Raw genomic sequence first — 26,615 nt, 5'->3', positions numbered from 1 at the left:
CGTTTGGCCCTGTTTTTTTGTAACATAGTTAAGAGTAATACATAATTAATATAAACGGGAGATGGGTTTTCTAAAAGAAAGTCCAAATTCCAAAATCTAAAATCAAATGTCTGGGTTAATAGGAAAAAAAGTAGGCATGACCAGTATTTTCGACGAGAATGGAAAAAACATTCCATGTACCGTTATAGAAGCTGGCCCATGTGTAGTTACCCAAGTCAGAACCGAAGAGGTCGACGGGTATAATGCCCTTCAGCTTGGTTTCGATGACAAGGCAGAGAAGCGTGCTAACAAAGCCCAAGCGGGTCACTTCAAGAAGGCAGGTACATCTCCCAAGAAAAAAGTCGTTGAATTCCAAGATTTTGAAGGTGAGTATAAACTAGGAGACACCGTTGGTGTTGACGTGTTTATGGAAGGGGAATTTGTTGATGTTGCCGGCACCTCAAAAGGTAAAGGCTTCCAAGGGGTTGTAAAAAGACATGGCTTCGGCGGTGTTGGTCAAGCGACACACGGTCAGCACAACAGATTGAGAGCGCCAGGTTCTATTGGAGCGGCGTCTTATCCTGCACGTGTTTTCAAAGGAATGAAAATGGCAGGTAGAATGGGTGGTGAGCGCGTGACCGTTCAGAATCTCAGAGTGTTGAAAATAGTTCCAGAAAAGAACCTTTTGGTAGTGAAGGGTTGTGTGCCTGGTCATAAGAATGCTTACGTAACTATTCAGAAGTAATGAAAGTAGCAGTTTTAGATATCAAAGGAAAAGAAACAGGTAGAAAGGCAGACCTTTCTGATGCTGTTTTCGGAATAGAGCCGAACAATCACGCGGTATATTTGGATGTGAAGCAATATTTGGCGCATCAGCGTCAAGGAACGCACAAGGCCAAAGAAAGAGGCGAAATTGCAGGTAGTACAAGAAAGATAAAAAAGCAAAAAGGTACGGGTACCGCGAGAGCCGGTAGTATCAAGTCACCTATTTTTAGAGGCGGTGGACGCATTTTTGGACCAAGACCCAAGGATTACAGCCAAAAATTGAACAAAAACGTAAAGCGTTTGGCCCGTAAATCAGCATTAAGTATCAAGTCTAAAGAGAAGGCAATTCTCGTTGTTGAGGACTTTAATTTCGAAGCGCCTAAAACAAAAGATTTTGTTGCGGTTTTGAGGTCTTTAGGGCTCGAAGACAAAAAGTCTTTATTTGTGTTGGGCGATTCAAATAATGGTGTATATTTGTCTTCGCGTAATTTGAAGCGCTCTGAAGTTATAACTAACTCAGAATTAAGCACTTACAAAATATTGAATGCCAATAATATTGTATTGCTTGAAGGTGCGTTAGAAGGAATCGAAGCGAACTTAAATAAATAAGAAAACCATGAGTGTGTTGATAAAGCCAATCATAACGGAGAAGATGACCGCGGACAGCGAGTTGAACAACCGTTATGGTTTCATAGTTGACCCAAGGGCCAACAAGATTCAGATCAAAGATGCTGTAGAGGCAACTTATGGGGTATCTGTTCGAAAGGTTCGTACAATGAATTATGGTCCCGCCAGAAAATCGAGGTATACCAAAACCGGAATTCAGCACGGTAAGACCAATGCTATCAAAAAAGCGATAGTTGATGTTGCGGAAGGCGATATCATTGATTTTTACAGTAATCTATAAAGACACGAAATGTCAGTTAGAAAATTAAAACCAATCACTCCAGGGCAGCGTTTTAGAGTTGTAAATGGGTTTGACGCCATTACAACTGATAAGCCGGAGAAGAGCTTGCTCGCTCCGTTAAAAAAGTCCGGAGGTAGAAATAGTCATGGAAAAATGACCATGCGCCACAGGGGTGGAGGTCATAAAAGAAGGTATCGAATTATCGATTTCAAAAGGGATAAGCAAGATGTTGCCGCTACCGTGAAATCAATTCAATACGATCCCAATAGAACGGCTTTTATCGCCCTATTGGAGTATGCCGATGGAGAAAAACGATATATTATCGCTCAAAATGGTTTGCAGGTAGATCAGAAGATTTCTGCAGGTAGGGGTGTTGCGCCTGAGATTGGTAATGCGCTTCCTTTGAGTGAAATTCCTTTAGGAACTATCGTATCCTGTATCGAATTAAGACCTGGTCAAGGTGCTGTTATGGCGCGTAGTGCAGGAACATTTGCTCAATTAATGGCAAAAGACGGGAAGTTTGTGACCGTAAAAATGCCTTCAGGTGAGACTCGGTTGATCTTATCGGGTTGTATGGCGACCATTGGTGCGATATCGAACTCTGATCATCAATTGTTGGTTTCCGGTAAAGCAGGTAGAAGCAGATGGTTAGGAAGGAGACCAAGAACAAGACCGGTAGCAATGAACCCTGTTGATCACCCAATGGGTGGTGGTGAAGGAAGGGCTTCTGGTGGTCATCCAAGATCGAAAAACGGTATACCTGCTAAAGGATATCGTACAAGACAGAAGACAAAGAGTACCAATAAGTACATCTTGGAACGTAGAAAGAAATAAAAGAAAAGAAAAATGGCACGTTCACTAAAAAAAGGACCTTACGTTCACTATAGCTTGGAGAAGAAAATCCAGCAAACTGTATCTTCTGGAAAGAAGTCGGTCATAAAGACATGGTCAAGAGCTTCTATGATAACACCTGATTTCGTAGGTCTTACCATAGCGGTGCATAATGGAAGACAATTTGTTCCGGTATTCGTAACAGAGAATATGGTGGGACACAAATTAGGTGAATTTTCTCCGACACGATCTTTTAGGGGTCATGCGGGAGCGAAGAACAAGGGTAAAAAGTAAGCTATGGGAGTTCGAAAAAAACAGATGGCCGAAAGAATAAAGGCCGAAAAGAAACAGATGGCGTTCGCTAAATTGAACAATTGCCCAACTTCCCCAAGAAAAATGCGCTTGGTCGCAGATTTGATTAGAGGAGTGGAAGCTGAAAAGGCGTTGGCGATTTTGAGATTCAATCAAAAAGAGGCTTCTCGAAGATTAGAGAAGTTGTTGCTTTCGGCACTGGCGAATTGGCAGGCGAAGAACGAGGAGCTTGATGTAGAGGATGCAGACCTTTTTGTTAAGGAGATTCGAGTGGATAGCGGCATGATGTTGAAAAGATTGCGACCTGCACCACAAGGAAGAGCACATAGAATTAGAAAGCGTTCAAACCATGTTACTTTGGTTTTGGGGTCTAACAATAATATAGAAAGCTAGAATGGGACAAAAAACAAATCCGATTGGAAATCGTCTTGGAATTATCAGAGGATGGGAATCGAACTGGTATGGTGGAAACGATTATGGTGATAAACTAGCTGAAGATAGTAAAATTCGTAAGTACATCCATGCCCGACTATCAAAGGCAAGTGTGTCTAGGGTAATTATCGAACGTACCTTGAAGTTGATTACGGTTACCGTGACGACTGCCCGACCAGGAATCATCATCGGTAAGGGAGGACAAGAGGTCGATAAGCTTAAAGAAGAGCTTAAGAAGATTACCGGTAAGGAAGTTCAGATAAACATTTACGAAATAAAACGCCCTGAGGTAGATGCGAACTTGGTAGCAGCCAGTGTTGCCCGTCAGATAGAAAGTAGAATTTCTTTCAGAAGAGCAATAAAAATGGCGATTGCTGCAGCAATGCGCATGAATGCTGAAGGTATTAAAATTCAGATTTCCGGGCGATTGAATGGTGCTGAGATGGCACGTTCCGAGTCTTATAAAGAAGGACGTATTCCTTTATCCACTTTTCGTGCCGATATCGATTATGCATTGCATGAAGCGCAGACCACTTATGGTAAATTGGGTATCAAAGTGTGGATTATGAAAGGTGAAGTTTATGGTAAAAGAGAGCTCTCTCCACTAGTGGGTATGACCAAAGGTGGTGGTGATAAGGGAGGTAAATCTGACCGAGGAGGAAAACAACGCCGTAGAAAGTAATTTTTTAAAGTAGTAAGAAATGTTACAACCGAAAAGAACAAAGTTTCGTAAGATGCAAAAAGGCCGGATGAAAGGTATATCCGGAAGAGGGCATTTACTTTCAAACGGGATGTTTGGATTGAAATCTTTGGATACGAATTTCATTACAGCTCGTCAGATTGAAGCAGCTCGTATAGCAGCGACGAGATACATGAAAAGGGAAGGTCAGTTATGGATCAAAATATTTCCGGACAAGCCTATTACCAAAAAACCTCTTGAGGTACGTATGGGTAAGGGTAAGGGTGCACCTGAATACTGGGTGGCTCGTGTTCTGCCGGGAAGGATTATGTTCGAAGTAGCCGGTGTTCCTATGGAGATTGCAAAAGAAGCGTTGCGCTTGGCGGCTCAGAAGCTTCCGGTAAAAACAAAATTTATCGTTGCTAGAGACTATACTGCTTAAGCATAATTTAAGGTGATCATGAAAAAACAGGAAATCAAAGAATTGTCGGTAGAAGAACTCAAAGCCAAGTTGGGTGAGTTCAAAAAGCAGCATGCTGACTTAAAAATGGCACATTTTGTTACTCCTTTGGAGAATCCGCTTCAAATCAGGAAAGTGAGAAGAACGGTGGCAAGACTGGCAACGGAATTAACTAATAGGGAAAACCAATAATTGGTTCTGCTTTATGGAAGAAAAAAGAAACTTAAGAAAAGAGAGAATCGGTGTTGTTACCAGTAACAAAATGGAGAAGTCCATTGTTGTTGCCGAGGTAAAAAGAGTAAAGCACCCTATGTATGGTAAGTTCGTTTTGAAAACGAAGAAGTACGTAGCGCACGACGAAAAGAACGATTGTAAAGAAGGTGACACCGTAAAGATTATGGAGACCCGGCCTTTGAGTAAAACCAAATGTTGGAGGTTAGTAGAAATCTTAGAAAGAGCTAAATAATTATGTTACAGCAAGAATCAAGATTAAAAGTAGCGGACAATACAGGAGCGAAAGAGGTTTTGACCATTCGTGTACTTGGAGGTACCAAAAGAAGATATGCTTCCATTGGGGATAAAATTGTCGTTACGGTCAAAGAGGCAACTCCTAACGGAGGAATTAAAAAAGGTGCGGTATCTACGGCTGTTGTGGTGAGGACCAAAAAAGAAGTAAGAAGACCTGATGGCTCTTATATTCGTTTCGATGATAATGCTTGTGTCTTGTTGAACCCGACAGGAGAGATGCGTGGAACGAGGGTTTTCGGTCCTGTGGCTAGAGAGCTTCGTGACAAGCAGTTTATGAAAATAGTTTCATTGGCTCCTGAGGTGCTATAATAAGTATGTAAGATGAAAAAGTTGAAAATTAAAACCGGGGATACGGTGCGAGTGATCGCAGGAGACCACAAAGGTACTGAAGGTAAAGTGCTTCGTGTCGATGTTGTCAAAAACAGGGCGATCGTAGAAGGTACAAATATGGTTTCAAAGCACGAGAAACCCAGTGCAAAAAACCCGCAGGGAGGAATTGTCAAAAAGGAAGCACCTATCCATATATCAAACCTTTCTTTGATCGATACGAAATCCGGTGAGACCACTAGGGTGGGATACGAGATCAGAGATGGTAAGAAAGTTAGGTTTGCCAAGAAATCAAATGAAGTAATTTAGTTATGGCTTACATTTCAAGATTAAAGAAAGAATATCAAGAGCGCATCGTAAATGCGTTGAAAGAAGAATTCAGTTACAATAATGTGATGCAGGTTCCTAAACTGGTGAAGATAGTCGTCAGTAGAGGTGTAGGAGCTGCTGTTGCCGATAAAAAGCTTATTGATCATGCTGTTGATGAGATGACAATGATCACTGGTCAGAAAGCAGTATCGACGATTTCCAAGAAGGATGTAGCTGCATTTAAACTCCGAAAGGGTATGCCCATTGGGGCGAAGGTGACACTTCGAGGAGAGAACATGTATGAGTTTTTAGATCGTTTGGTAACCAGTGCGCTTCCACGTGTTCGGGATTTCCAAGGAATCAAGGCCACAGGTTTTGACGGACGCGGTAATTACAGTCTAGGAATTACCGAACAGATCATATTTCCAGAGATCAATATTGACAAGATCAATAGAATCAACGGTATGGATATTACTTTTGTGACCACCGCCGAAACGGATAAGGAAGCAAAATCATTATTAACAGAACTAGGATTACCTTTTAAAAAGAAATAATATGGCTAAAGAATCAATGAAGGCCCGTGAAAGAAAAAGGGCAAGAACTGTAGCTAAGTATGCGGAAAAGAGAAAAGCTTTGAAAGAAGCAGGAGACTATGAAGCGCTACAGAAATTGCCAAAAAATGCCTCTCCGGTTCGTATGCATAATCGTTGCAAACTGACGGGAAGACCAAAAGGATATATGAGGGTTTTTGGAATTTCAAGGGTAACATTCAGGGAAATGGCCAATCAAGGATTGATACCAGGTGTTAAAAAAGCAAGCTGGTAATATTGATTAACTGGTTTCAGGTTTAGTGATATAGCTAAAAACCGTTACCAAAATAAAAAAAGATGGTTACAGATACTATTGCGGATTATTTGACACGATTGAGAAATGCAAGTCGTGCAGGACATAGGGTTGTTGACATTCCTTCGTCCAAAGTGAAAAAGGAAATTACAAAGATCTTATTCGATCAAGGATACATTTTGAGCTACAAGTTCGAAGAGAATAAGGTACAGGGTAACATCAAGATTGCCTTGAAGTATGATAAGATGACCAAAGACCCGGTAATCAAGAAATTACAGCGCGTCAGTAAGCCAGGTCTTCGAAAATATACGGGAGCGGATACCCTGCCTAGGGTATTGAACGGTCTTGGTATTGCTATTGTGTCTACCTCTCACGGTGTAATGACCAGTAAGCAGGCGAAAAATGAAAATGTAGGTGGTGAAGTACTTTGCTACGTATATTAATCGAATAAAGAAGGAAAGAAATGTCTAGAATAGGTAATAACCCAATAGCGATTCCTGAGGGAGTAACCGTCGATTTGACCGACAATGTAGTAACGGTGAAAGGGAAACTTGGCGAATTGACTCAAGAGTTCTCAGGAGTAGAGGTCAAACTCGAAGATGGTGAAGTTTCGGTTGCGCGGCCATCGGATTCTAAAGAACACAAGTCAAAACACGGGCTGTATAGATCTTTGATCTTGAATATGGTCGAAGGAGTTTCAAAAGGATGGACCAAGGAGCTCGAGTTGGTAGGTGTTGGTTACAGAGCCAGCAACCAAGGACAGAAGCTTGACTTGGCCCTTGGATTTTCACATAATATCGTGATTGATCTGGCACCTGAGATAAAGGTTGAAACGATTTCTGAAAAAGGAAAGAACCCTATAATCAAATTGACCTCTTTCGACAAACAACTAGTAGGTCAGATAGCTGCGAAAATTAGAGGTTTCCGTAAGCCAGAGCCATATAAAGGTAAAGGAATCAAGTTTGTTGGCGAGCAATTGCGAAGAAAGGCCGGTAAATCAGCTTAATAAAATAGTACGATGAAATTATCAAAGACACAAAGAAAATATAGAATCAGAAGGAGGATACGAAAGGTATCCAACGGCACTGCTGAAAGACCTCGTTTGTCCGTTTTCAGAAGCAATAAAGAAATTTATGCCCAGGTGATCGATGACAATTCAGGTACAACCTTGGCTGCTGCCTCTTCAAGAGATAAAGAGTTGGCAAAGTCTAAAGGAAGTAAGTCTGAAATCGCAACCTTGGTAGGAAAGGCGATTGCCGAGAAGTCCAAAAAAGCCGGTATTGATAAGGTTGCCTTTGATAGAGGAGGTAATTTATATCACGGACGGGTGAAAGCCTTGGCCGAAGGAGCGAGAGAAGCAGGATTAACATTCTAATAAAAGCACATGTACCAAAAATATAAAAACGTAGAAACTGTAAAGCCAGGTGGTCTAGATTTGAAAGATCGATTAGTAGGTGTTCAAAGGGTTACCAAAGTAACTAAAGGTGGACGAGCCTTTGGGTTTTCAGCAATCGTGGTTGTGGGTGATGAAAATGGTGTTGTCGGTCATGGTCTTGGAAAGTCAAAGGAAGTAGCTACAGCAATTGCCAAGGCGATTGAAGATGCAAAGAAGAACCTTATACGCATACCATTGAACAAAGCTACTTTGCCTCACGAACAAAAAGGGAAGTATGGAGGTGCTCGAGTATATATCCAGCCAGCATCCCATGGTACCGGGGTGATTGCGGGTGGAGCTGTTCGTGCAGTATTGGAAGCGGTTGGTGTACATGATGTACTTTCAAAATCACAAGGATCTTCCAATCCGCACAATGTAGTTAAGGCTACCTTCGACGCACTTTTGCAGTTGCGGGGAGCAAGTACTGTTGCAAAACAAAGAGGAGTTTCCTTGGAAAAGGTCTTTAAAGGATAAAAACTAGTAAAAGTAGAACGTAAAAGTACATAGGGGAGATTCAGAGTTCTGAAATACCGGTACGATACGAACTATAGACTACTAATTACTGAAGAAAAATGGCAAAGATTAAAGTAAAAATGGTGAAGAGTGGGATTAAAAAGCCACAAAACCAGAAGAGAACCCTTGAAGCACTTGGTTTGAAACGAATTGGCCAAGTTGTAGAGCATGAGGATACGCCTAATATTTTGGGCATGATAAACAAAGTTAAACACTTGGTTTCTACGGAAGCATAACAATAGAGGCGATGAACTTAAGTAATTTAAAACCGACTGAAGGATCAGTAAATAGAGCTGGCAAGAGATTGGGTCGAGGTCAAGGATCAGGTAAAGGCGGAACAGCTGCAAGAGGTCACAAAGGGGCCAAATCTAGATCTGGATATTCGAAGAAAATAGGTTTTGAAGGTGGACAGATGCCGCTTCAAAGACGTGTGCCTAAATTTGGTTTTACCAATATCAACCGGAAGGAATACCAAGGAATCAACTTATCGAAGTTGCAAGAATTGGTAGATAAGAAAGTTGTAAAGGATACAATTACCTTTGAAACATTGGTTCAAAATCGTTTGGCACGTAAAAATGATTTGGTGAAGATTTTAGGAGGCGGTGAGCTAAAGGCTTCCTTGAAAGTTTCCGTACATAAATTTACTGCTACTGCAAAAGCAGCTATAGAAGCTGCCGGAGGTGAGGCAATAAGTTTATAAGCATATACGATACTATGAAGAAATTTGTCGAGACATTATCCAATATTTGGAAAATAGAAGAGCTGAGAAATCGCATCATGATAACCTTAGGTCTTCTTTTGGTATACCGTTTTGGTTGTCAAATTGTGCTTCCAGGTATCGATACATCACAATTAGGAGCGTTGACAGAAGGTACCGAACAGGGTATCTTTAGCTTGTTGAATGCTTTCACGGGTGGGGCTTTTGCCAATGCTTCGATATTTGCGTTGGGTATTATGCCTTATATTTCGGCATCTATTGTAGTGCAATTGATGAGTATCGCTATACCCTACCTACAGAAATTGGATAAAGAAGGGGAGAGCGGAAGAAAGACCAAAAATCAAATAACCCGTTGGTTGACTATTGGTATATGTATCGTACAGGCCCCGGCCTATTTGTACGGTTTAGAGGCATTCGGTGTTCGTGATAGTGCTTTCCTTTTAGGTAAAGGATTGGATTTTATGGTCCCAGCCGTAATTATTTTGGTGACGGGTTGTGTATTCGCAATGTGGTTGGGTGAAAAGATTACCGACAAAGGTATCGGTAACGGAATTTCACTTTTGATCATGATCGGTATTATCGCAACTATGCCACAGGCGTTTGTTCAAGAGGCAGTCTCTAGATGGACTGGAATAGGAGGGCCAATGTTGGTTCTTGTTGAGATTATCATCTGGTTTTTAGTCATCTTGGCTTGTGTCTTACTGGTGATGGCTACGCGCCAAATACCGGTACAATACGCTAGAAGAACGGCTTCAGGAGGTTATGAAAAAAATGTAATGGGGTCTCGGCAATATATTCCTTTGAAGTTGAATGCTTCAGGTGTAATGCCAATTATCTTTGCCCAAGCCATTATGTTCGTACCGGGATTAATCGGTAGCGCATTTGATGACACGGCCGTTGGACAGTGGATACAAGTTCAGTTTGCTGATATTTTCGGATGGGCCTACAATATCTTGTTTGCCTTGTTGATTATCATATTTACCTTCTTTTATACGGCCATAACGGTGCCGACGAATAAGATGGCCGACGATTTGAAAAGAAGCGGTGGTTTTATTCCGGGAATACGCCCTGGTAAGGAAACGGGTGATTTCTTGGACAAGATCATGTCTTTGATAACATTGCCAGGCTCTATATTTTTGGCCTTTTTGGCGGTCTTTCCTGCGTTTGTGGTAAAATTGATGGGTGTTCAATCAGGTTGGGCCTTATTTTATGGAGGTACATCACTTTTGATTATGGTCGGTGTAGCCATCGATACGGTACAACAGGTGAATTCTTATTTGTTGAACAGACATTACGATGGGCTGATGAAAACGGGTAAAAATAGAAAAGTAGCATAGTATGGCTAAACAAGCAGCAATAGAGCAAGACGGATCGATAATCGAAGCATTGTCAAATGCAATGTTTCGAGTAGAGTTGGAAAATGGTCATGTAGTGACCGCACATATCTCTGGAAAGATGCGTATGCACTATATTAAATTGCTTCCAGGGGATAAGGTAAAGCTCGAAATGAGTCCTTATGACCTTACCAAAGCGAGAATTACTTATAGATATTAAGATAGTAGTAAGATGAAAGTAAGAGCATCAGTAAAAAAGAGGAGTGCCGACTGCAAGATAGTACGCAGAAAAGGCAGGTTGTACGTAATCAACAAAAAGAATCCTAGATTTAAACAAAGACAAGGATAATTATGGCAAGAATCGCAGGTATAGATATACCAAAACAGAAGAGAGGCGTTATCGCACTTACCTATATTTTCGGAATCGGTAGAAGTAGATCGAAAGAAATACTAGCCGCTGCCAAAGTTAGCGAGGATACAAAAGTCTCGGATTGGAACGATGATGAAATCGGACGTATTCGTGAGGCCGTAGCTTCATATACTATCGAAGGTGAATTACGTTCTGAGACCCAATTGAATATCAAACGTTTGATGGATATCGGGTGTTATAGAGGAATTCGCCATAGATCCGGTCTCCCATTAAGAGGACAACGTACAAAGAACAACTCTAGAACCAGAAAAGGGAAAAGAAAGACGGTTGCGAACAAGAAAAAAGCGACTAAATAATAAATAGATAGTCATTAGTATTTAGAACCTGTGTCAAAACAGGGTGTTAGAAGAATCTGTTTGAAATGTAAAAGTCTAGGATTCCAATAACCAAGAACTAACAACTAGAAACTAAAAGAATATGGCAAAGGCAAGTACAAAAACAACTAAAAAGCGTAAGGTTATCATCGAATCGGTAGGTGAAGCGCATGTAACCGCATCTTTTAACAATATTATCATATCCTTGACGAACAAAAAAGGAGACGTTATCTCATGGTCTTCTGCAGGAAAAATGGGGTTCAGAGGTTCTAAAAAGAACACGCCCTATGCAGCTCAGGTTGCTGCTGAAGATTGTTCGAAAGTAGCTCACGATGCTGGACTAAGAAAGGTGAAGGTTTATGTTAAGGGACCTGGAAACGGTAGGGAGTCTGCAATTCGTGCGATTCATAATTCCGGTATTGAAGTTACCGAGATTATTGATGTAACCCCTATGCCGCACAACGGTTGTAGACCTCCAAAAAGAAGACGAGTTTAATTTCACTTTAATATATTTCACAGAAACCTATTCACGGTTATCGAAGGAGAAAGCCTTAATTCATAACCACGTTCGCTTAAGGGACGGATAAGTTTCAAATACTTAGAAAATGGCAAGATACACAGGACCTAAAAGTAAAATCGCCCGTAAATTCGGAGAGGCGATTTTCGGAGACGACAAGTCTTTTGAAAAGAAAAATTATCCTCCGGGACAACATGGCAACGCAAGACGTCGTGGTAAAAAATCTGAATATTCGGTTCAGTTGATGGAAAAGCAGAAAGCCAAGTATACCTATGGTATTTTGGAAAAGCAGTTCCGCAATTTATTCCAAACGGCAAAGAGAAAAGAAGGGGTGACCGGAGAGGTTCTTTTGCAGCTTTGTGAATCACGTTTAGATAACGTAGTGTATCGAATGGGAGTTTCCCGCACAAGAAGCGGCGCGAGACAATTAGTTTCTCACAGACACATTACAGTGAACGGCGAATTGGTAAATATTCCCTCATATTCATTGAAGGCCGGTGATGTTGTCGGTGTTCGTGAAAAATCAAAATCTTTGCAAGCTATTCAAGATGCACTTTCTGCGAACAGCAGTGTATATGAATGGATTACTTGGAATTCTGAAAAGTTGGAAGGTACGTATGTGACTATACCGGAAAGAACACAGATTCCAGAGAATATCAAAGAACAATTAATAGTCGAGTTATACTCTAAATAAACAACACCAATCCAATTATGGCATTATTTAATTTTCAGAAACCCGATAAAGTAATAATGATCGATTCCTCAGATTTCGAAGGGAAGTTTGAATTCCGCCCTTTGGAACCTGGTTATGGATTAACTGTTGGGAACGCATTGCGACGGGTATTGCTTTCTTCCTTGGAAGGTCATGCAATCACCTCGGTACGTATAGACAAAGTAGAACACGAGTTTTCTGTAATTCCTGGTGTTGTTGAAGATGTAACCGAAATCATATTGAATCTGAAACAGGTACGTTTCAAGAAACAAATCGAAGATTCGGAAGCAGAAACCGTTTCGATTTCCTTGGGTGGAAAAGATCAATTAACGGCGGGAGACTTCCAAAAATTCATCTCAGGATATCAAGTGTTGAATCCTGACTTGGTGATTTGTAACATGGAGTCAAAGGTCAACATCAACATGGAATTGGTTATCGACAAAGGTCGTGGCTATGTTCCTGCTGAAGAGAATAAGAAGTCAGGAATGCCAATGGGCACCATCGCTATCGATTCTATCTTTACACCGATTAAGAATGTGAAGTATAGTATTGAGAACTTTCGTGTAGAGCAGAAGACCGATTATGAAAAATTGGTGTTCGAAATCGTCACTGATGGTTCCATACATCCAAAAGATGCATTGACCGAAGGAGCAAAAGTTCTGATCCACCACTTCATGTTGTTCTCCGATGAGCGCATTACCCTAGAGGCTGATGAAATCGCACAGACCGAGACCTATGATGAAGAATCATTGCACATGCGCCAATTGTTAAAGACAAAGTTGGTCGATATGGATCTTTCCGTACGTGCTTTGAACTGTTTAAAAGCAGCGGAAGTGGATACATTAGGTGATTTGGTCTCTTTCAACAAGAATGACTTGATGAAGTTCAGAAACTTTGGTAAAAAATCATTGACCGAATTGGAAGAATTGGTCATCAATAAAGGTTTGAGCTTTGGAATGGACCTTTCAAAATACAAATTAGATAAAGATTAAGCATCATATTTTGCTCTCCGCAATTGCGGATTTGGTAGCAAGATGATAAACCAGAAATAATGAGACACGGTAAAAAAGTTAACCACTTAGGAAGAAAGACAGCGCATAGAAAAGCGATGTTGGCCAATATGGCTTGCTCGCTGATTGAACACAAACGAATAAATACTACGGTTGCAAAGGCCAAAGCGTTAAAACGGTTTGTAGAGCCGTTGATTACCAAAGCGAAAGCTGAGAATAATGTGACTACTGAAAAAGGAACCCATAACAGACGAATCGCTTTCAAAAACTTGCGTGACAAGTATGCGGTGACCGAATTGTTCAGTGTGGTTTCCGAAAAAGTAGGTGACCGTCCAGGCGGGTACACCCGAATCATCAAACTAGGAAATAGATTGGGTGATAACGCGGACATGGCGATGATCGAGTTGGTTGATTTCAACGAGATTTACAATGCCGACAAGCCTAAAAAGAAAACTACGCGAAGAAGTAGAAGAGGTAAAGGTGTCAAAGCGGATACTCCACCAGTAGCTGTTGCAGAAGCGAAAACTGAATCTCAAGATACGGAAGTTAAGGCAGATGATTCAGAAGAATAGAATTGTTAGTATATTTTAATAATAGAGAAAGGGTAAACTTTAAAGTTTACCCTTTTTTTTGTTTTTTTGTCAAACCCTAAAATAATTGCAAATGAAATATCAGTTTAGAAAGAGTGCATTTCTGTTATTGGCAGACGGTACTATCTTCCATGGTAAGGTGGTAGGTGATAAAGAAGGTAGCGCTTTTGGCGAAGTATGTTTTAATACAGGTATGACCGGATATCAAGAGATTTTTACGGACCCTTCTTATTTCGGACAATTGATGGTGACCACAAATGCCCACATCGGCAATTACGGAACCAATGCTGACGAGGTCGAGTCGGACTCGGTCAAGATCGCCGGATTGATCTGTAAGAACTTCAGCTATGAATTCTCAAGGGATGCCGCCGATGCAAGTCTTCAGGATTTTTTGGATAGAAACAACCTATTGGCCATTTCCGATGTCGATACGCGTGCGCTTGTCAGCTATATACGAGACAATGGTGCTATGAATGCGGTTATTTCTACAGAAGTGGATAATTTGCCCGAACTAAAAAAGAAACTAGCTGATTTCCCGAGTATGAAAGGGCTTGAACTCTCTTCCAAAGTATCGACTAAAGAACCCTATTACTTTGGGGAAGAAAAAGCTACTTATAAAATTGCTGCGCTCGATATAGGTATTAAGAAGAACATCCTTAGAAACTTGGCCAAACGGGATGCGTATATAAAGGTCTTCCCTTACGATACTACTTTTGAGGAGATGAAGGCATGGAATCCTGATGCCTACTTTATTTCCAACGGACCTGGTGATCCGGAACCGTTGACGCAGTCCATTCAGACCGCTAAAGATATTATTGCTAGTGACGCCCCTCTTTTCGGAATCTGCCTAGGCCATCAGGTAATAGCACTGGCGAACGGTGTTTCTACCTACAAGATGCATAATGGGCACCGAGGTATCAATCATCCCGTCTTGAATTTGATTACCGGTAAAGGGGAAATCACCTCCCAAAACCACGGTTTTGCCGTAAATCGTGAAGAAACGGAGGCGAACAATGACTTGGAGATTACGCACATACATTTGAATGACGACACTGTTGCCGGAATTCGCATGAAAGGCAAAAACGTTTTTTCCGTGCAGTACCATCCAGAGGCAAGTCCGGGGCCACATGATGCAGAGTATCTATTCGATCAGTTTTTTGAACTGGTCAAACAGAGTTCGGCACAGGCCGTCTAGATTAACTTAATGTTATATTCCACGTAATATCGAACTTCGAAACAGCACATTCAAGGTGCTGTTTCGTATATTTGCATTTTTAAAAATCAACCTTAAAACAGAATAGAAAATGAGTATCATCCTAGGTGTACATGCAAGACAGATATTGGATTCGAGAGGAAATCCGACAGTAGAAGTAGACGTAATTACCGAAAACGGTGTTGTCGGGCGGGCCGCGGTTCCTTCCGGAGCTTCGACCGGCGAGCACGAAGCAGTGGAATTACGTGATGGAGGAGATGCATTTATGGGCAAAGGTGTCACTAAAGCGGTTGATAATGTCAATACGGTCATCGCAGAGGAGATATTGGGCATGTCGGTTTTTGAACAAAACCTTTTAGATAAGACGATGATCGATCTAGATGGTACGCCCAATAAGTCAAAGTTGGGCGCAAATGCTATTCTAGGGGTTTCATTAGCGGTTGCCAAAGCGGCTGCTCAAGAATTGGGCTTGTCTTTATTCCGCTATGTCGGTGGTGTCAGCGCAAATACCCTTCCTGTACCCATGATGAACATCATCAATGGTGGCTCGCATTCCGATGCCCCAATTGCCTTTCAAGAATTTATGGTAATGCCTGTGAAAGCGAAGAGCTTTTCACATTCCATGCAAATGGGTACCGAGATTTTCCACAATTTGAAGAAAGTACTACATGATCGAGGTTTAAGCACCGCAGTAGGTGATGAAGGTGGGTTTGCTCCTAATTTAGAAGGAGGCACCGAAGATGCTTTGGATACCATTGCCAAGGCGGTTGACAAGGCCGGGTATACCTTAGGAGACGATGTGATGATTGCTCTCGATTGTGCTTCTGCCGAATTCTACGTAGACGGCAAATATGATTACACGAAATTCGAAGGTGACAAGGGCGTGGTCCGCACCTCGGAGGAACAAGCGCAATATTTAGCTGATCTATCGTCAAAGTACCCGATTATTTCAATTGAGGACGGTATGGACGAGAATGATTGGGACGGATGGAAATCGCTAACCGATAAAATAGGTGACAAAGTACAGTTGGTCGGTGATGACCTTTTCGTGACCAACGTAGAGCGACTCTCTAAAGGTATTGAAAACGGTATCGCCAATTCGATATTGATCAAGGTCAACCAAATAGGTACGTTGAGCGAGACGATTGCTGCCGTGAACATGGCTAAAAATGCAGGGTATACCTCCGTAATGTCACACCGTTCAGGTGAAACTGAGGATAATACGATTGCTGATTTGGCCGTAGCGTTGAATACAGGTCAAATAAAAACCGGTTCCGCTTCGCGATCAGACCGTATGGCAAAGTACAACCAGTTATTGCGAATCGAAGAAGAGCTTGGTGATACGGCTTTTTATCCGCAAGAAAAAGCCTTCAAAATTAAACGATAAAAATCTCAAGATGTTCAAAAGCCTTTCCCGTTCAGGAAGGGCTTTTTTTTTGGAGTCATCGTAAAGAATACCTATCTTTTGAACCAAACATTTACCAGATAGAATACTATGAATAATTTCCTTTTTGTTTCAGCAGAAAACGACGCGATCCCCGACTGTAAAGCAGGAGGGATGGGAGATGTAGTTAGGGATGTACCCCGAGAAATTTCCAGAAGAGGCGATTTCGTCCACGTAGTCGTACCTTCATATTCTAGGCTGCATCAGAATGGTCGCTTCATCACGAATATCGATTTTAGGCTTAGAGGTACGGTCTATAAGGCTGAATTATATGAAGTTGCCCCCAAAAAAGAATTTGACAACATTAGGCATTATGTCATTCATCATCCTGAAATACAAGAAGGAGGCATAGCACATATATATCACGATGACCCGACAGAGCCTTTTTTTAATGATTCGATAAAATATTTTATTTTCTGTACTGCGGTGGCCGAAGCCATTAAAATGGGAGCTTTTGGTGAGCTTGACATCGTTCATACCCATGACTGGCATACCAGTCCCCTGTTGTTTTTGAAAACGTATCATCCCGCGTATAGAGACTTGAAAAAGATGCGCTATATCTATAGTATTCATAATCTAGCGATTCAAGGTATTCGTCCGTTTCATGATAACTACGCCTCGGTAAGCAATTGGTTTCCGGAGGTCGAATTGAATTACAAAGACCTTGCCGATTCTCGTTACACGGATTGTATTAATCTGATGGCAGTGGGTATTCGCTTGGCCGATGCCGTTCATACCGTATCGCCTTCTTACAAGGAAGATGTAATGTTGCCAAGTAGAAGACCTGAATTCGTGGGAGGCGAGAGTTTGGAAAAAGACTTACAAAAAGCGGATAACGAAGGACGGCTATACGGTATTTTAAACGCTTCCAACTACGGCAATATTCGAGAAGCCGAAAAGGGCTTTATTTATAGGAATACTGTTAAGGCACTGTTCAGATGGTTGCAAGATGAGTCGAAAAAATACAAAGCCGATTTCTTGGCGCATACTGGAGAGAAGATCATGCAATATGTAGATGAGCGACCAAAATTCATTGTGTCAAGTGTTGCAAGATTGACCGAGCAAAAGTTTTACTTTTTTAAACGTTCTCCGGAAGCCTTTGATAAAATGTTGAAACGCTTGGAAAAAATCGATGGAATCTTTATGCTTTTGGGCACTGGAGACCCCGATTATGAAGAACTGTTCAGGTCAATGAGTTATAAGCACAAAAATTTCATTTTTACCAATGGACAATCGGAAGATCTTATCGATTCTATTTACTTGGAAACCGACCTATACTTCATGCCGAGTCTATTTGAACCGTGTGGCATCAGCCAAATGCTCGCCATGCGCAACGGAAATCCCTGCTTGGTACATCATACAGGTGGCCTTAAGGACACTGTAGAGCACATGAAAACAGGTTTCGCATTCGACGGAAAGACCTACGACGCGAAAATCAGGAATATGATCAAAAGCTTTAGCGAAGCTTTGAGTATCTGGGAGAACGATAAGGCCAAATGGAAAAAAATCAAGGCAAACGCAAAGAAAATGCGATTCACTTGGGAAAAATCAATAGATGACTACTACAAAATGCTCTATTTGCTCTAGTTTTTCCAACTTTCGATATGCTACGGAAAGCCCTGTTAAGAATAAACTAAAGGGGGTTTCATGATTGTTAAAATGGGTTCTTTTCCGTAAATTCGCAATCCACTAAAAATACACTTAAATAAAGCTTATGTCAGACAAAGCCACATTAGAATACAACGGTGAAAAGTATGAGTTTCCTGTCATTACAGGAACTGAAAATGAAAAGGCAATCGACATCAAAACACTGCGTGCGGCGACAGGTGGCTTGACTACGATTGATCCGGGGTACAAAAATACAGGCTCTTGTAAAAGTGAGATTACATTTTTGGACGGTGAAAAAGGAATTCTGAGATACCGCGGATATTCTATTGAAGAACTAGCGGAAAAAGCCGATTTTTTGGAAGTAGCCTACCTATTGATTTTTGGAGAACTTCCAAATACTGAGCAACTGACTGCTTTCCACTTAGACATTAAGAACGAGTCTCATGTTGATGAGGAAATGAAAAAGATTTTGGATGCTTTTCCAAAGTCTGCGCACCCTATGGGCGTACTCTCTTCGTTGACTAGTGCTTTGGTGGCTTTTAATCCTGTTTCCGTCAATGTCACCTCTAAAGATGCCATGTACGGAGCCATCGTTCGCATCTTGGCCAAATTTCCTGTTTTAGTGGCATGGACCATGCGCAAGAAAAAAGGATTACCATTAGATTATGGTGATGATGAATTGGGCTATGTAGAGAATATTCATAAAATGATGTTCAAAAAGCCCACCAAGGAATATGTGAAAAACAAGATTGTTATCGATGCCTTGGATAAGTTACTTATTCTACATGCCGATCATGAGCAAAATTGCTCTACTTCGACGGTGCGAATAGTCGGATCATCACATGCCGGATTGTTTGCTTCCTTGTCATCGGGAATCTCCGCTTTGTGGGGACCGCTTCACGGAGGGGCCAACCAGGCGGTTCTTGAGATGTTGGAGGCCATAGTGGCAGATGGTGGCGATACCAAAAAGTATATGGCCAAAGCAAAAGATAAAAGCGACCCTTTTCGTTTAATGGGCTTCGGTCACCGTGTGTATAAAAACTTTGACCCTAGGGCAAAGATCATTAAAAAGGCGGCCGATGAGATTTTAGGGGATTTGGGTATCGAAGATCCAATACTAGACGTGGCAAAAGGCCTCGAAAAAGAAGCCTTGGAAGACCCCTATTTCGTGGATCGAAAGTTATATCCGAATGTTGATTTCTATTCAGGAGTAATTTATAGGGCATTGGGTATACCTACTGAAATGTTTACGGTAATGTTCGCCCTTGGTAGACTACCCGGGTGGATTGCACAGTGGCGTGAAATGCGATTGAACAATGAACCTATCGGTAGACCGAGACAAGTATATACGGGTGAGAACTACCGTCCTTTTGTCGACCTTGCCTTAAGGTAGATTGCTACCTCAATAAAAACAATAAAGCTCTTTTATTTTTTAAAAGGGCTTTTTTTATGTCAAATTTGAATTATAATTTTAGCGAACAAGAACTATGTTACACTTAAATGTAAATGATGAAATTTCAAGGCTGAAAGCAGTGGTTTTGGGTACGGCCAAGAGTTGCGGTCCCATTCCAAAACCTGAGGAAGCCTATGACCCGAAGTCGTTGGAACATATTTTGGCAGGTACCTATCCTAAAGAGGAAGATATGGTCAAAGAAATGGAAGCGTTTGCGAATGTGTTTGAAAAGTATGGTGTAAAGGTCTTTCGACCTGAAGTTTTGGAAGACTGTAATCAAATTTTCTCTAGGGATATCGCTTTTGTGATAGGGCAAAAGCTTATCCTAGCCAATATCCTTCCGGATCGCGAGAAAGAAATCGAAGCCATTTTACATGTCCTCGATAGAATTCCGGACGAGGATGTTATTAGACCACCTGAAGCGGTTCATGTAGAGGGTGGCGACGTGATGCCTTGGAACGACCATATTTTTATAGGAACCTATACAGCGGAAGATTACCCGGATTGGATAACGGCCCGGACAAATAAAGCCGCGGTCGACTTCATTGGCCAACAGTTCCCCAATAAGATCATCAAGTCGTTCGAGCTTAGAAAATCAACAGATGCAAAGCAAAATGCTCTACACCTCGATTGTTGTTTCCAGCCTTTGGGAAAAGGCAAGGCCATCCTTCATCAAAACGGATTTTTAGTTGAAGAGGAGTACCAATGGTTGGTCGATTTTTTTGGAAAGGAGAACATTTTTGAAATTACAGCTGATGAAATGTATCGAATGTTCAGTAACGTCTTCTCCATTTCTCCAGAGGTCGTCGTATCTGAACGGAATTTTACCAGATTGAACAACTGGCTTAGAGCGCAAGGATTCATCGTAGAGGAAATTCCATATGCCGAGATTTCAAAACAAGAAGGGCTATTAAGATGTAGCACCTTACCATTGATAAGAGAGTAATACCTATATAAATGCAAATAACCAATACTATTTTAATGATCCGACCCGTCGCTTTTCGAAAAAACGAACAGACAGCGGTCAATAACTACTTTCAAGAAGATCTTCAAATCAAGAATGCCGAAATCAACAAAAAGGCGCAAAAAGAATTCGATGATTTTGTAGAAACCCTTCGAACGCACGGGGTCAATGTAATCGTAATCGATGATAGAAAGGAAACGGATACGCCAGATTCTATTTTTCCTAACAATTGGGTGTCCTCTCATGATAGCGGAACCGTAGTGGTGTATCCTATGTTTGCCGAAAACCGCCGAAAGGAACGTCGTGAAGATATTTTTGATGTTCTTGAGGAAAGTGGCTTCAAAATCAATGACATTATTGACTACACCGCAGCAGAAGAATCAGGAGTGTTTCTGGAGGGTACCGGAAGTATCTTAAAGGATCGGGTACATCAAAAAGCGTATTGTGCGCTTTCCGAACGTGCCCATGAAGAGCTGTTTATTGAGTTTTGTGAAGACTTCGATTGTTTTCCCGTAATTTTTACGGCAAACCAAACGGTTGAAGGCGAGCGTAAACCAATCTACCATACGAATGTGATGATGGCTATGGCAGAGACCTTCGCCGTAATCTGTCTCGATACGATTGACGATAAAAAGGAACGAAAAAACGTCTTGACCCATCTCAAAAAAGACGGAAAGGAAGTAATGCCGATAACCGAAGAACAGATGCATTCGTTTGCGGGAAATATGCTTCAGGTCATTGGAGCGAACGATAAGCGCTTTATGGTAATGAGTACCGCGGCCTACCAGAGCCTTCGAAAAGAGCAGATAACCTTCATACAAAAGCATTGTGATATCATCCATAGTCCTTTAGACACCATAGAGACCTGTGGTGGCGGAAGCGCCAGATGTATGATGGCCGAAGTGTTTTTGCCTAAATCTTAAATACAGCATGGTATGAAAATCGTCATCGCTCCGGACAAATTCAAAGGCTCCCTAACAGGATTCGAGTACTGCGAAGCTGTAGAAAAGGGATTGCGGATGGCGATACCCGAAGCGGAGATCGTCAAAAAACCTCTGGCCGATGGGGGTGATGGCACCATTGACATTGTTAAGCACTATACGCAAGGGGAGAAAATTCTATTAACCGCCCATGGCCCTCTTTTCGAGCTACTCCAAACGGGCTATGTCTTCTCAAGACCCAAGGGAGTCGCTTTTCTGGAAATGGCAGAAGTATCCGGACTCAAACTACTAAAGGAGGAAGAACGCAATTGCATGCATACCACCTCTTTTGGTTTTGGTGAATTGATTGTCGACGCTATTGAAAGCGGAGCTAACGAATTGATATTGGGTATTGGCGGTAGTGCCACTAATGATGGTGGTATGGGAATGGCGAAAGCATTAGGTTTTCGTTTTTTGGATGCTTCTGGCCATGAGCTGCAACCCATTGGGAGTAATCTCTCCCGGATTCAAAAAATCGATAGTACCAAACTTCACCCCAAACTCAATAAGGTTGAGGTCAAAGTGGCTTGTGATGTAACCAATCCCCTTTATGGGCCAGATGGTGCCGCTCAAGTTTATGGTAGTCAAAAAGGCGCCTCGAATGAAGAAATCAAGCTATTGGACAAGGGACTCCAGAATTATGCGAAAGTGCTAGAAGAGACTTTTGGGGTTGATGTTCAGCAGCTAAAAGGAGCAGGGGCTGCGGGAGGTATGGGGGCCGGAGCTTGCGTTTTTCTGAACGCAACCTTGGTGTCCGGTATCGATTTGGTAAAGAATATAGCGGATTTTGACGCTTCGATCCAAGATGCGGATTGGATAATTACCGGAGAAGGGCAACTGGACCTCCAGACACTGTCAGGCAAAACTATTGCAGGTGTGCTCTCATCAGCGAAAACATATGACGTGCCCGTGGCTGCCTTATGTGGTTCCGTGACTATTTCGCATAAAGAACAGAAAGCCTTCGGTTTAGACTATATGACCTCCATTATTAAAGGTGTTTCGAGCTTGGAGGAGGCGATGGCCAACAGTTATGAAAATTTGGTCGATGCGGCTTATAATTTTGCCAAGCTGGTAAAGGAAAAAATATAGTCCCCAGCCAAACTAAGAAACTAGGTTTTCGCGATATTCCGGATCATTCCACCAAAAATAAAGTAATGGAATGGCACAATACTATACCAATATAAGCGTCCCCTTAGGCCACGAGGCCTGAAGGTTGCTGTTTGGTGAAGTACGTTGGCCTCATCAATTTTAAACTCAAGCCAAGCCTCTCCCGGTAGTTTCATTTCCGCGAAGAGCAACAGTCGTCTCTCTTCCTTATCGGCCAAGAGCACTCTCCAAAAATCGAGCGCATCGCCCGGAAAGAGCTTATCCGGATGCGTTCTCCCGCGTCGAAGACCCACTCCACCCCAAAGCTTGTCCAAAAAGCCCCTGATTTTCCAGAGCCAATTACCGTAGTACCAACCTGTCTCCCCGCCGATTTTCCAAATATTCTCCAACACGGCCGATGGATCGTCTACCTTTTTCCGTTGCTCATCTTTCAAAATGCCATACTTGGGTACTTGAATGTATTTTTGCAGGTCTTTGGTAAACCGACCGCTGACCATGCTATCCTTCCAACTGCTTACCACAAGGTTCTGCGCTATTTTTCGAAATGCCATATCGATGGCTTCCGTATAAGTATGTGTTTGGATACCGAGGATTTTTTCCAATCGATTGTCTTTTGCGATTACTTCGACCTTCATACTGTCAACAAGGTTCAAGGCCAATTTATAGGAAGTAGAGGTAACAAAATATAACCAGTAGCTGGATAGTTTCGGCGTCATTATCGGAACGGTAAAGATCCAATTTTTAAAGCCCCTGGCCTTGGCGTATTCCTTTAACATCTGTTTATATGTGAGTATATTAGGTCCGGCGATATCAAAAGATTGGCCATAGGTTTCTATAGTGCCAATAACACCTGTCAAAAAATAAATAACATCGCGTATAGCGATAGGTTGGGTTTTGGTCAACACCCATTCTGGTGTGATCATAAGGGGTAATTTTTCACAAAGGTCCCGAATGATCTCGAAGGATGAACTACCCGAACCTACAATGATACCGGCCCTGAGTACGGTCAACTCAAACGGACCTTCATAAAGTATGTTCTCGACATTTTTGCGTGACCACAAGTGTTTTGATAGGTTATCTTCATTCACAATGCCGCTGAGGTAGATGACCTGTTTCACTGATGTTTCGGCCATGTACGCGTTAAAGTTTCTTGCGGTAATGGCTTCTTGTTTATCAAAATCGGTGGTCGAGGAGCTCATGGAGTGAATCAAGAAATAGGCTACTTCAATATCTCGCGCTATTTTTTCTGGATCGACCTCATGAAGAAAATCGATTTCGACCACTTCTATTTTCGACCGTATTTCGGTTGAAACCGATAAGCGCTCCGCATCGCGAACGGCACATACGACCTCATGCCCAAGATCGAGCAAATGTGGTACTAACCGCATGCCGATATATCCGTTGGCTCCTGTAAGTAGTATTTTCATAGATCTTCAATCGAAGTTGGTGCGTTGTCCGCCTTGTAATCAAGTACTTTTCTGAAGAATTTTTGAACCGCTTTGGTGTCTGCCTCCACTTTTATGAAATGGTTGTCGCGGTAAATCGAGTAGCGGGCCAGATCACCCTTGTAAATGGTAAGTTTGTAGTAGGGTATGACTAAGGCGAAAGTCTCCAATAGCGATCGAAATCGAACGATGATGCCCTTAGGTCGCATCTCGATATTACAGGTATTGCGATTGTTATCCAGGATCAAGAGATTGTGAATTTCGATACTGGTGGCTGTAATGATAAGTTTAGGAGATCCAATGCCGTTCATGGCCCATCGTTCTTTCAATGTAAACGGTTTGCCAACTTCTGCATCTACTTTTCGAGTGATGTCTTTATTGTTGTAAGAAACGTTAAGGAGCATAATGAGGTGTCTTTTCTAGCATTTTTCTTTAAAGTTAACCAATACTTCCATTGGGAATGACCCGATTGAATATTTATTTAATCGTGCAGGAAGCAGGGAAACGAAATCACTCAGTATACCCTGCATTGCCCTCGGTGCGCTTTGCACTTGAATACGAACAGTACTTGCTCCGATTATATGTGAAGCCCTAAAAATTGATTAGTTTTGCATCTTGAAATAGCCCGAACCCATGAATATTCAAGATGTACTGGAACCCAAAGTAAAAGAAGCGGTTTCCTCTTTGTTTTCCATAGAATTGCCAAACGTTGAGTTTCAACCGACCCGTAAGGATTTTGAAGGTGATGTCACTGTGGTCGTTTTTCCCATGTTGCGATTGATTAAGGGAAATCCCGTTCAGATCGGAGAAAAGATCGGGGCTTTTCTAGAAGAGCATGTCGATGCGGTCGCTGGTTTCAACGTGGTTAAAGGGTTTTTGAACATAAGTATTCACGATTCGGTTTATCGCGATTTTTTTAACGGCATAAGAACTACAGCCGATTATGGTTATCAACCCGGTTCAAAAGATGCGGTGATGGTCGAGTACTCTTCGCCCAACACCAATAAGCCACTTCACCTAGGTCATATCCGAAATAACCTCTTAGGGTATTCCGTTGCTGAAATACTCAAAGCTTCGGGTAAAAAAGTGTACAAGACGCAAATCATCAATGATCGCGGAATCCATATCTGTAAGAGTATGTTGGCTTGGCAGCGCTTCGGGGAAGGGGAAACCCCTGAGTCTACAGGATTAAAAGGGGATAAGTTGGTCGGCAATTACTATGTCAAGTTCAATGAACAGTACATGGGCGAAGTGAATGACCTAATTGCGAGTGGAGTAGAAAAGAAAAAGGCGGAGAAAGAAGCACCCTCGTTAATCGAGGCACAACAAATGCTTCAAAAATGGGAGGCCGGCGATTCTGAAATCGTGGGCCTTTGGAAAAAAATGAACGGCTGGGTTTACAAAGGTTTTGACGAAACCTATGGCAATCTGGGTGTTGATTTCGACCAACTATACTACGAAAGTGATACGTACTTGTTAGGCAAGGATGTGGTCGCCGATGGACTCGAAAAAGGGGTCTTTTTCAAGAAGGAAGACGGTAGTGTTTGGATCGATTTGACGGATGAAGGCCTTGATGAAAAAATAGTACTTCGTTCTGATGGTACTGCGGTATATATGACCCAAGATATCGGTACGGCCATTCAGCGTGTAAAAGATTATCCCGATATCAATGGTATGGTCTATACGGTCGGCAATGAACAAGACTATCACTTCAAAGTGTTGTTTCTGATATTGAAGAAATTAGGGTTCTCTTGGGCGAAACAATTGCATCATCTGAGCTACGGTATGGTCGACTTGCCCAGTGGAAAAATGAAGAGTCGAGAGGGTACCGTGGTCGATGCGGACGACCTGATGAGCGATATGACGCAAACTGCCAAGGATATTTCTGAAGAGTTAGGTAAACTTGAAGGGTATTCAGAGGAAGAAAAAACAGAACTATACAAAACCATCGGTCTAGGGGCGTTAAAGTATTACATTCTAAAGGTGGATCCCAAGAAGCGAATATTGTTCAATCCTGAGGAATCGGTTGATTTTCAAGGAAATACAGGTCCGTTCATTCAATATACCTATGCCCGCATACAATCGATTTTGCGTAAGGCGAGCGATTTGGGCATCGACTCCTCAACAGATATCCATACGTCAGCCAAGTTGCATACAAAGGAAAGAGAATTGGTCAAACAAATTCTACTCTTTCCCGAGACCATTCAATTGGCCGCCCAGAACTACAGTCCGGCCTTGATTGCCAATTACATCTATGATTTGGTGAAGGAGTTTAATTCATTCTATCAACAGGTTTCCATTTTGGGGGAAGCCGATGAAGAAAAAAAGGCATTGCGAATACAATTGTCGAAAAAAGTAGGTGAGGTTATTCAAACCGGTTTTCGTCTTTTAGGTATTCAAGTGCCGGAACGAATGTGAATCGGCGTCTCAATACTGTCTTCTATTACCGCTTTCGC

General features: G+C 42.0%; 38 protein-coding genes. 36 read left to right on the top strand and 2 right to left on the bottom strand.

Annotated elements, in window-relative coordinates:
- Positions 1–106 precede the first annotated feature (106 nt).
- The 35 genes from rplC to ACKWCA_RS00130 all read left to right on the top strand — a co-directional run bounded on the left by rplC (position 107) and on the right by ACKWCA_RS00130 (position 22,696).
- Entirely contained in the window at positions 107–724 is a 618-nt protein-coding gene (rplC, locus tag ACKWCA_RS00300) for a 50S ribosomal protein L3 (protein WP_413976139.1), read from the top strand.
- A complete protein-coding gene (rplD, locus tag ACKWCA_RS00295) occupies positions 724–1,353 on the top strand; it encodes a 50S ribosomal protein L4 (protein WP_413976138.1) in 630 nt (209 codons plus the stop codon). Before rplC ends, rplD begins: the two co-directional genes overlap by 1 nt.
- A 7-nt stretch (positions 1,354–1,360) precedes the next feature.
- Complete coding sequence (rplW, locus tag ACKWCA_RS00290; protein ID WP_413976137.1) at positions 1,361–1,651, top strand: 50S ribosomal protein L23; 291 nt, start codon at positions 1,361–1,363, stop codon at positions 1,649–1,651.
- Positions 1,652–1,660: 9 nt separating this feature from the next.
- Positions 1,661–2,485, top strand: a complete 825-nt coding sequence (gene rplB, locus ACKWCA_RS00285) for a 50S ribosomal protein L2 (RefSeq protein ID WP_413976136.1) — start codon at positions 1,661–1,663, stop codon at positions 2,483–2,485.
- A gap of 12 nt (positions 2,486–2,497) precedes the next feature.
- Positions 2,498–2,776 (top strand): 30S ribosomal protein S19, encoded by a 279-nt coding sequence (gene rpsS, locus ACKWCA_RS00280; RefSeq protein WP_413976135.1) that lies wholly within the window; start codon positions 2,498–2,500, stop codon positions 2,774–2,776.
- 3 nt (positions 2,777–2,779) lie between these two features.
- The gene (gene rplV, locus ACKWCA_RS00275; RefSeq protein WP_413976134.1) at positions 2,780–3,187 is read left to right on the top strand and encodes a 50S ribosomal protein L22; all 408 of its coding nucleotides are present in this window, start codon (positions 2,780–2,782) and stop codon (positions 3,185–3,187) included.
- 1 nt (position 3,188) lies between these two features.
- On the top strand, positions 3,189–3,908 hold the full coding sequence (rpsC, locus tag ACKWCA_RS00270; RefSeq protein WP_413976133.1) for a 30S ribosomal protein S3: 720 nt from the start codon (positions 3,189–3,191) through the stop codon (positions 3,906–3,908).
- Between the two features lie 19 nt (positions 3,909–3,927).
- Positions 3,928–4,347, top strand: coding sequence for a 50S ribosomal protein L16 (gene rplP / locus ACKWCA_RS00265; protein WP_413976132.1), 420 nt, complete (start codon positions 3,928–3,930; stop codon positions 4,345–4,347).
- Between the two features lie 18 nt (positions 4,348–4,365).
- Positions 4,366–4,557, top strand: a complete 192-nt coding sequence (rpmC, locus tag ACKWCA_RS00260) for a 50S ribosomal protein L29 (RefSeq protein ID WP_413976131.1) — start codon at positions 4,366–4,368, stop codon at positions 4,555–4,557.
- Positions 4,558–4,570: 13 nt separating this feature from the next.
- Positions 4,571–4,831 (top strand): 30S ribosomal protein S17, encoded by a 261-nt coding sequence (gene rpsQ, locus ACKWCA_RS00255; protein WP_055397057.1) that lies wholly within the window; start codon positions 4,571–4,573, stop codon positions 4,829–4,831.
- 2 nt (positions 4,832–4,833) lie between these two features.
- The gene (gene rplN / locus ACKWCA_RS00250; RefSeq protein WP_013993867.1) at positions 4,834–5,202 is read left to right on the top strand and encodes a 50S ribosomal protein L14; all 369 of its coding nucleotides are present in this window, start codon (positions 4,834–4,836) and stop codon (positions 5,200–5,202) included.
- Between the two features lie 12 nt (positions 5,203–5,214).
- Positions 5,215–5,529, top strand: a complete 315-nt coding sequence (gene rplX / locus ACKWCA_RS00245) for a 50S ribosomal protein L24 (protein ID WP_413976130.1) — start codon at positions 5,215–5,217, stop codon at positions 5,527–5,529.
- 2 nt (positions 5,530–5,531) lie between these two features.
- The gene (rplE, locus tag ACKWCA_RS00240; RefSeq protein WP_413976129.1) at positions 5,532–6,083 is read left to right on the top strand and encodes a 50S ribosomal protein L5; all 552 of its coding nucleotides are present in this window, start codon (positions 5,532–5,534) and stop codon (positions 6,081–6,083) included.
- 1 nt (position 6,084) lies between these two features.
- Positions 6,085–6,354, top strand: a complete 270-nt coding sequence (gene rpsN / locus ACKWCA_RS00235) for a 30S ribosomal protein S14 (protein WP_413976128.1) — start codon at positions 6,085–6,087, stop codon at positions 6,352–6,354.
- A gap of 62 nt (positions 6,355–6,416) precedes the next feature.
- Positions 6,417–6,815 carry a 30S ribosomal protein S8 gene (gene rpsH, locus ACKWCA_RS00230; RefSeq protein ID WP_413976127.1) on the top strand — a complete coding sequence of 133 codons (399 nt, stop codon included), beginning with the start codon at positions 6,417–6,419 and terminating at the stop codon, positions 6,813–6,815.
- Positions 6,816–6,835: 20 nt separating this feature from the next.
- Positions 6,836–7,378 (top strand): 50S ribosomal protein L6, encoded by a 543-nt coding sequence (rplF, locus tag ACKWCA_RS00225; protein WP_413976126.1) that lies wholly within the window; start codon positions 6,836–6,838, stop codon positions 7,376–7,378.
- Positions 7,379–7,390: 12 nt separating this feature from the next.
- Positions 7,391–7,747, top strand: coding sequence for a 50S ribosomal protein L18 (rplR, locus tag ACKWCA_RS00220; RefSeq protein ID WP_413976125.1), 357 nt, complete (start codon positions 7,391–7,393; stop codon positions 7,745–7,747).
- 9 nt (positions 7,748–7,756) lie between these two features.
- Positions 7,757–8,281, top strand: a complete 525-nt coding sequence (gene rpsE / locus ACKWCA_RS00215) for a 30S ribosomal protein S5 (protein ID WP_413976124.1) — start codon at positions 7,757–7,759, stop codon at positions 8,279–8,281.
- Positions 8,282–8,379: 98 nt separating this feature from the next.
- Positions 8,380–8,556, top strand: coding sequence for a 50S ribosomal protein L30 (gene rpmD, locus ACKWCA_RS00210; RefSeq protein WP_413976123.1), 177 nt, complete (start codon positions 8,380–8,382; stop codon positions 8,554–8,556).
- Positions 8,557–8,567: 11 nt separating this feature from the next.
- Positions 8,568–9,020 carry a 50S ribosomal protein L15 gene (gene rplO, locus ACKWCA_RS00205; protein ID WP_413976122.1) on the top strand — a complete coding sequence of 151 codons (453 nt, stop codon included), beginning with the start codon at positions 8,568–8,570 and terminating at the stop codon, positions 9,018–9,020.
- Between the two features lie 14 nt (positions 9,021–9,034).
- Positions 9,035–10,375, top strand: a complete 1,341-nt coding sequence (secY, locus tag ACKWCA_RS00200; protein WP_413976121.1) for a preprotein translocase subunit SecY — start codon at positions 9,035–9,037, stop codon at positions 10,373–10,375.
- A gap of 1 nt (position 10,376) precedes the next feature.
- Positions 10,377–10,592: a translation initiation factor IF-1 gene (infA, locus tag ACKWCA_RS00195; protein ID WP_013305172.1), complete on the top strand. Its 216-nt coding sequence runs from the start codon at positions 10,377–10,379 to the stop codon at positions 10,590–10,592.
- Positions 10,593–10,604: 12 nt separating this feature from the next.
- On the top strand, positions 10,605–10,721 hold the full coding sequence (ykgO, locus tag ACKWCA_RS00190) for a type B 50S ribosomal protein L36 (protein ID WP_013305171.1): 117 nt from the start codon (positions 10,605–10,607) through the stop codon (positions 10,719–10,721).
- Between the two features lie 2 nt (positions 10,722–10,723).
- The gene (gene rpsM, locus ACKWCA_RS00185; RefSeq protein ID WP_413976120.1) at positions 10,724–11,098 is read left to right on the top strand and encodes a 30S ribosomal protein S13; all 375 of its coding nucleotides are present in this window, start codon (positions 10,724–10,726) and stop codon (positions 11,096–11,098) included.
- A 121-nt stretch (positions 11,099–11,219) separates the two neighbouring features.
- A complete protein-coding gene (gene rpsK, locus ACKWCA_RS00180; RefSeq protein WP_413976119.1) occupies positions 11,220–11,612 on the top strand; it encodes a 30S ribosomal protein S11 in 393 nt (130 codons plus the stop codon).
- 109 nt (positions 11,613–11,721) lie between these two features.
- On the top strand, positions 11,722–12,327 hold the full coding sequence (rpsD, locus tag ACKWCA_RS00175) for a 30S ribosomal protein S4 (RefSeq protein ID WP_413976118.1): 606 nt from the start codon (positions 11,722–11,724) through the stop codon (positions 12,325–12,327).
- Between the two features lie 17 nt (positions 12,328–12,344).
- Positions 12,345–13,337 (top strand): DNA-directed RNA polymerase subunit alpha, encoded by a 993-nt coding sequence (locus ACKWCA_RS00170; protein ID WP_413976117.1) that lies wholly within the window; start codon positions 12,345–12,347, stop codon positions 13,335–13,337.
- A 59-nt stretch (positions 13,338–13,396) separates the two neighbouring features.
- Positions 13,397–13,927 carry a 50S ribosomal protein L17 gene (gene rplQ, locus ACKWCA_RS00165; RefSeq protein WP_413976116.1) on the top strand — a complete coding sequence of 177 codons (531 nt, stop codon included), beginning with the start codon at positions 13,397–13,399 and terminating at the stop codon, positions 13,925–13,927.
- Positions 13,928–14,018: 91 nt separating this feature from the next.
- Complete coding sequence (gene carA / locus ACKWCA_RS00160) at positions 14,019–15,140, top strand: glutamine-hydrolyzing carbamoyl-phosphate synthase small subunit (RefSeq protein ID WP_413976115.1); 1,122 nt, start codon at positions 14,019–14,021, stop codon at positions 15,138–15,140.
- Between the two features lie 109 nt (positions 15,141–15,249).
- Entirely contained in the window at positions 15,250–16,545 is a 1,296-nt protein-coding gene (gene eno / locus ACKWCA_RS00155; protein ID WP_413976114.1) for a phosphopyruvate hydratase, read from the top strand.
- Positions 16,546–16,653: 108 nt separating this feature from the next.
- The gene (locus ACKWCA_RS00150) at positions 16,654–18,189 is read left to right on the top strand and encodes a glycogen synthase (protein WP_413976113.1); all 1,536 of its coding nucleotides are present in this window, start codon (positions 16,654–16,656) and stop codon (positions 18,187–18,189) included.
- A 127-nt stretch (positions 18,190–18,316) separates the two neighbouring features.
- Positions 18,317–19,603 carry a citrate synthase gene (locus ACKWCA_RS00145; RefSeq protein ID WP_413976112.1) on the top strand — a complete coding sequence of 429 codons (1,287 nt, stop codon included), beginning with the start codon at positions 18,317–18,319 and terminating at the stop codon, positions 19,601–19,603.
- Between the two features lie 94 nt (positions 19,604–19,697).
- Positions 19,698–20,609, top strand: coding sequence for a dimethylarginine dimethylaminohydrolase family protein (locus ACKWCA_RS00140; RefSeq protein WP_413976111.1), 912 nt, complete (start codon positions 19,698–19,700; stop codon positions 20,607–20,609).
- Positions 20,610–20,620: 11 nt separating this feature from the next.
- On the top strand, positions 20,621–21,550 hold the full coding sequence (gene ctlX, locus ACKWCA_RS00135) for a citrulline utilization hydrolase CtlX (protein ID WP_413976110.1): 930 nt from the start codon (positions 20,621–20,623) through the stop codon (positions 21,548–21,550).
- 12 nt (positions 21,551–21,562) lie between these two features.
- Positions 21,563–22,696 carry a glycerate kinase gene (locus tag ACKWCA_RS00130; protein WP_413976109.1) on the top strand — a complete coding sequence of 378 codons (1,134 nt, stop codon included), beginning with the start codon at positions 21,563–21,565 and terminating at the stop codon, positions 22,694–22,696.
- Positions 22,697–22,716: 20 nt separating this feature from the next.
- Here ACKWCA_RS00130 and ACKWCA_RS00125 read toward each other — a convergent pair whose 3' ends face one another.
- Both ACKWCA_RS00125 and ACKWCA_RS00120 read right to left on the bottom strand, forming a co-directional pair.
- Positions 22,717–24,141, bottom strand: coding sequence for an SDR family oxidoreductase (locus tag ACKWCA_RS00125; protein WP_413976108.1), 1,425 nt, complete (start codon positions 24,139–24,141; stop codon positions 22,717–22,719).
- Positions 24,138–24,563, bottom strand: a complete 426-nt coding sequence (locus ACKWCA_RS00120) for a hypothetical protein (protein ID WP_413976107.1) — start codon at positions 24,561–24,563, stop codon at positions 24,138–24,140. Before ACKWCA_RS00120 ends, ACKWCA_RS00125 begins: the two co-directional genes overlap by 4 nt.
- A gap of 229 nt (positions 24,564–24,792) precedes the next feature.
- Here ACKWCA_RS00120 and argS point away from each other — a divergent pair, with 229 nt between their 5' ends.
- Positions 24,793–26,577 (top strand): arginine--tRNA ligase, encoded by a 1,785-nt coding sequence (gene argS, locus ACKWCA_RS00115; protein WP_413976106.1) that lies wholly within the window; start codon positions 24,793–24,795, stop codon positions 26,575–26,577.
- Positions 26,578–26,615 lie beyond the last annotated feature (38 nt).

The sequence above is a fragment of the Maribacter corallii genome, assembly GCF_047345415.1.
Classification (GTDB): Bacteria; Bacteroidota; Bacteroidia; order Flavobacteriales; family Flavobacteriaceae; genus Maribacter_C.
This window is presented reverse-complemented; position numbering and strand designations above follow the sequence as displayed.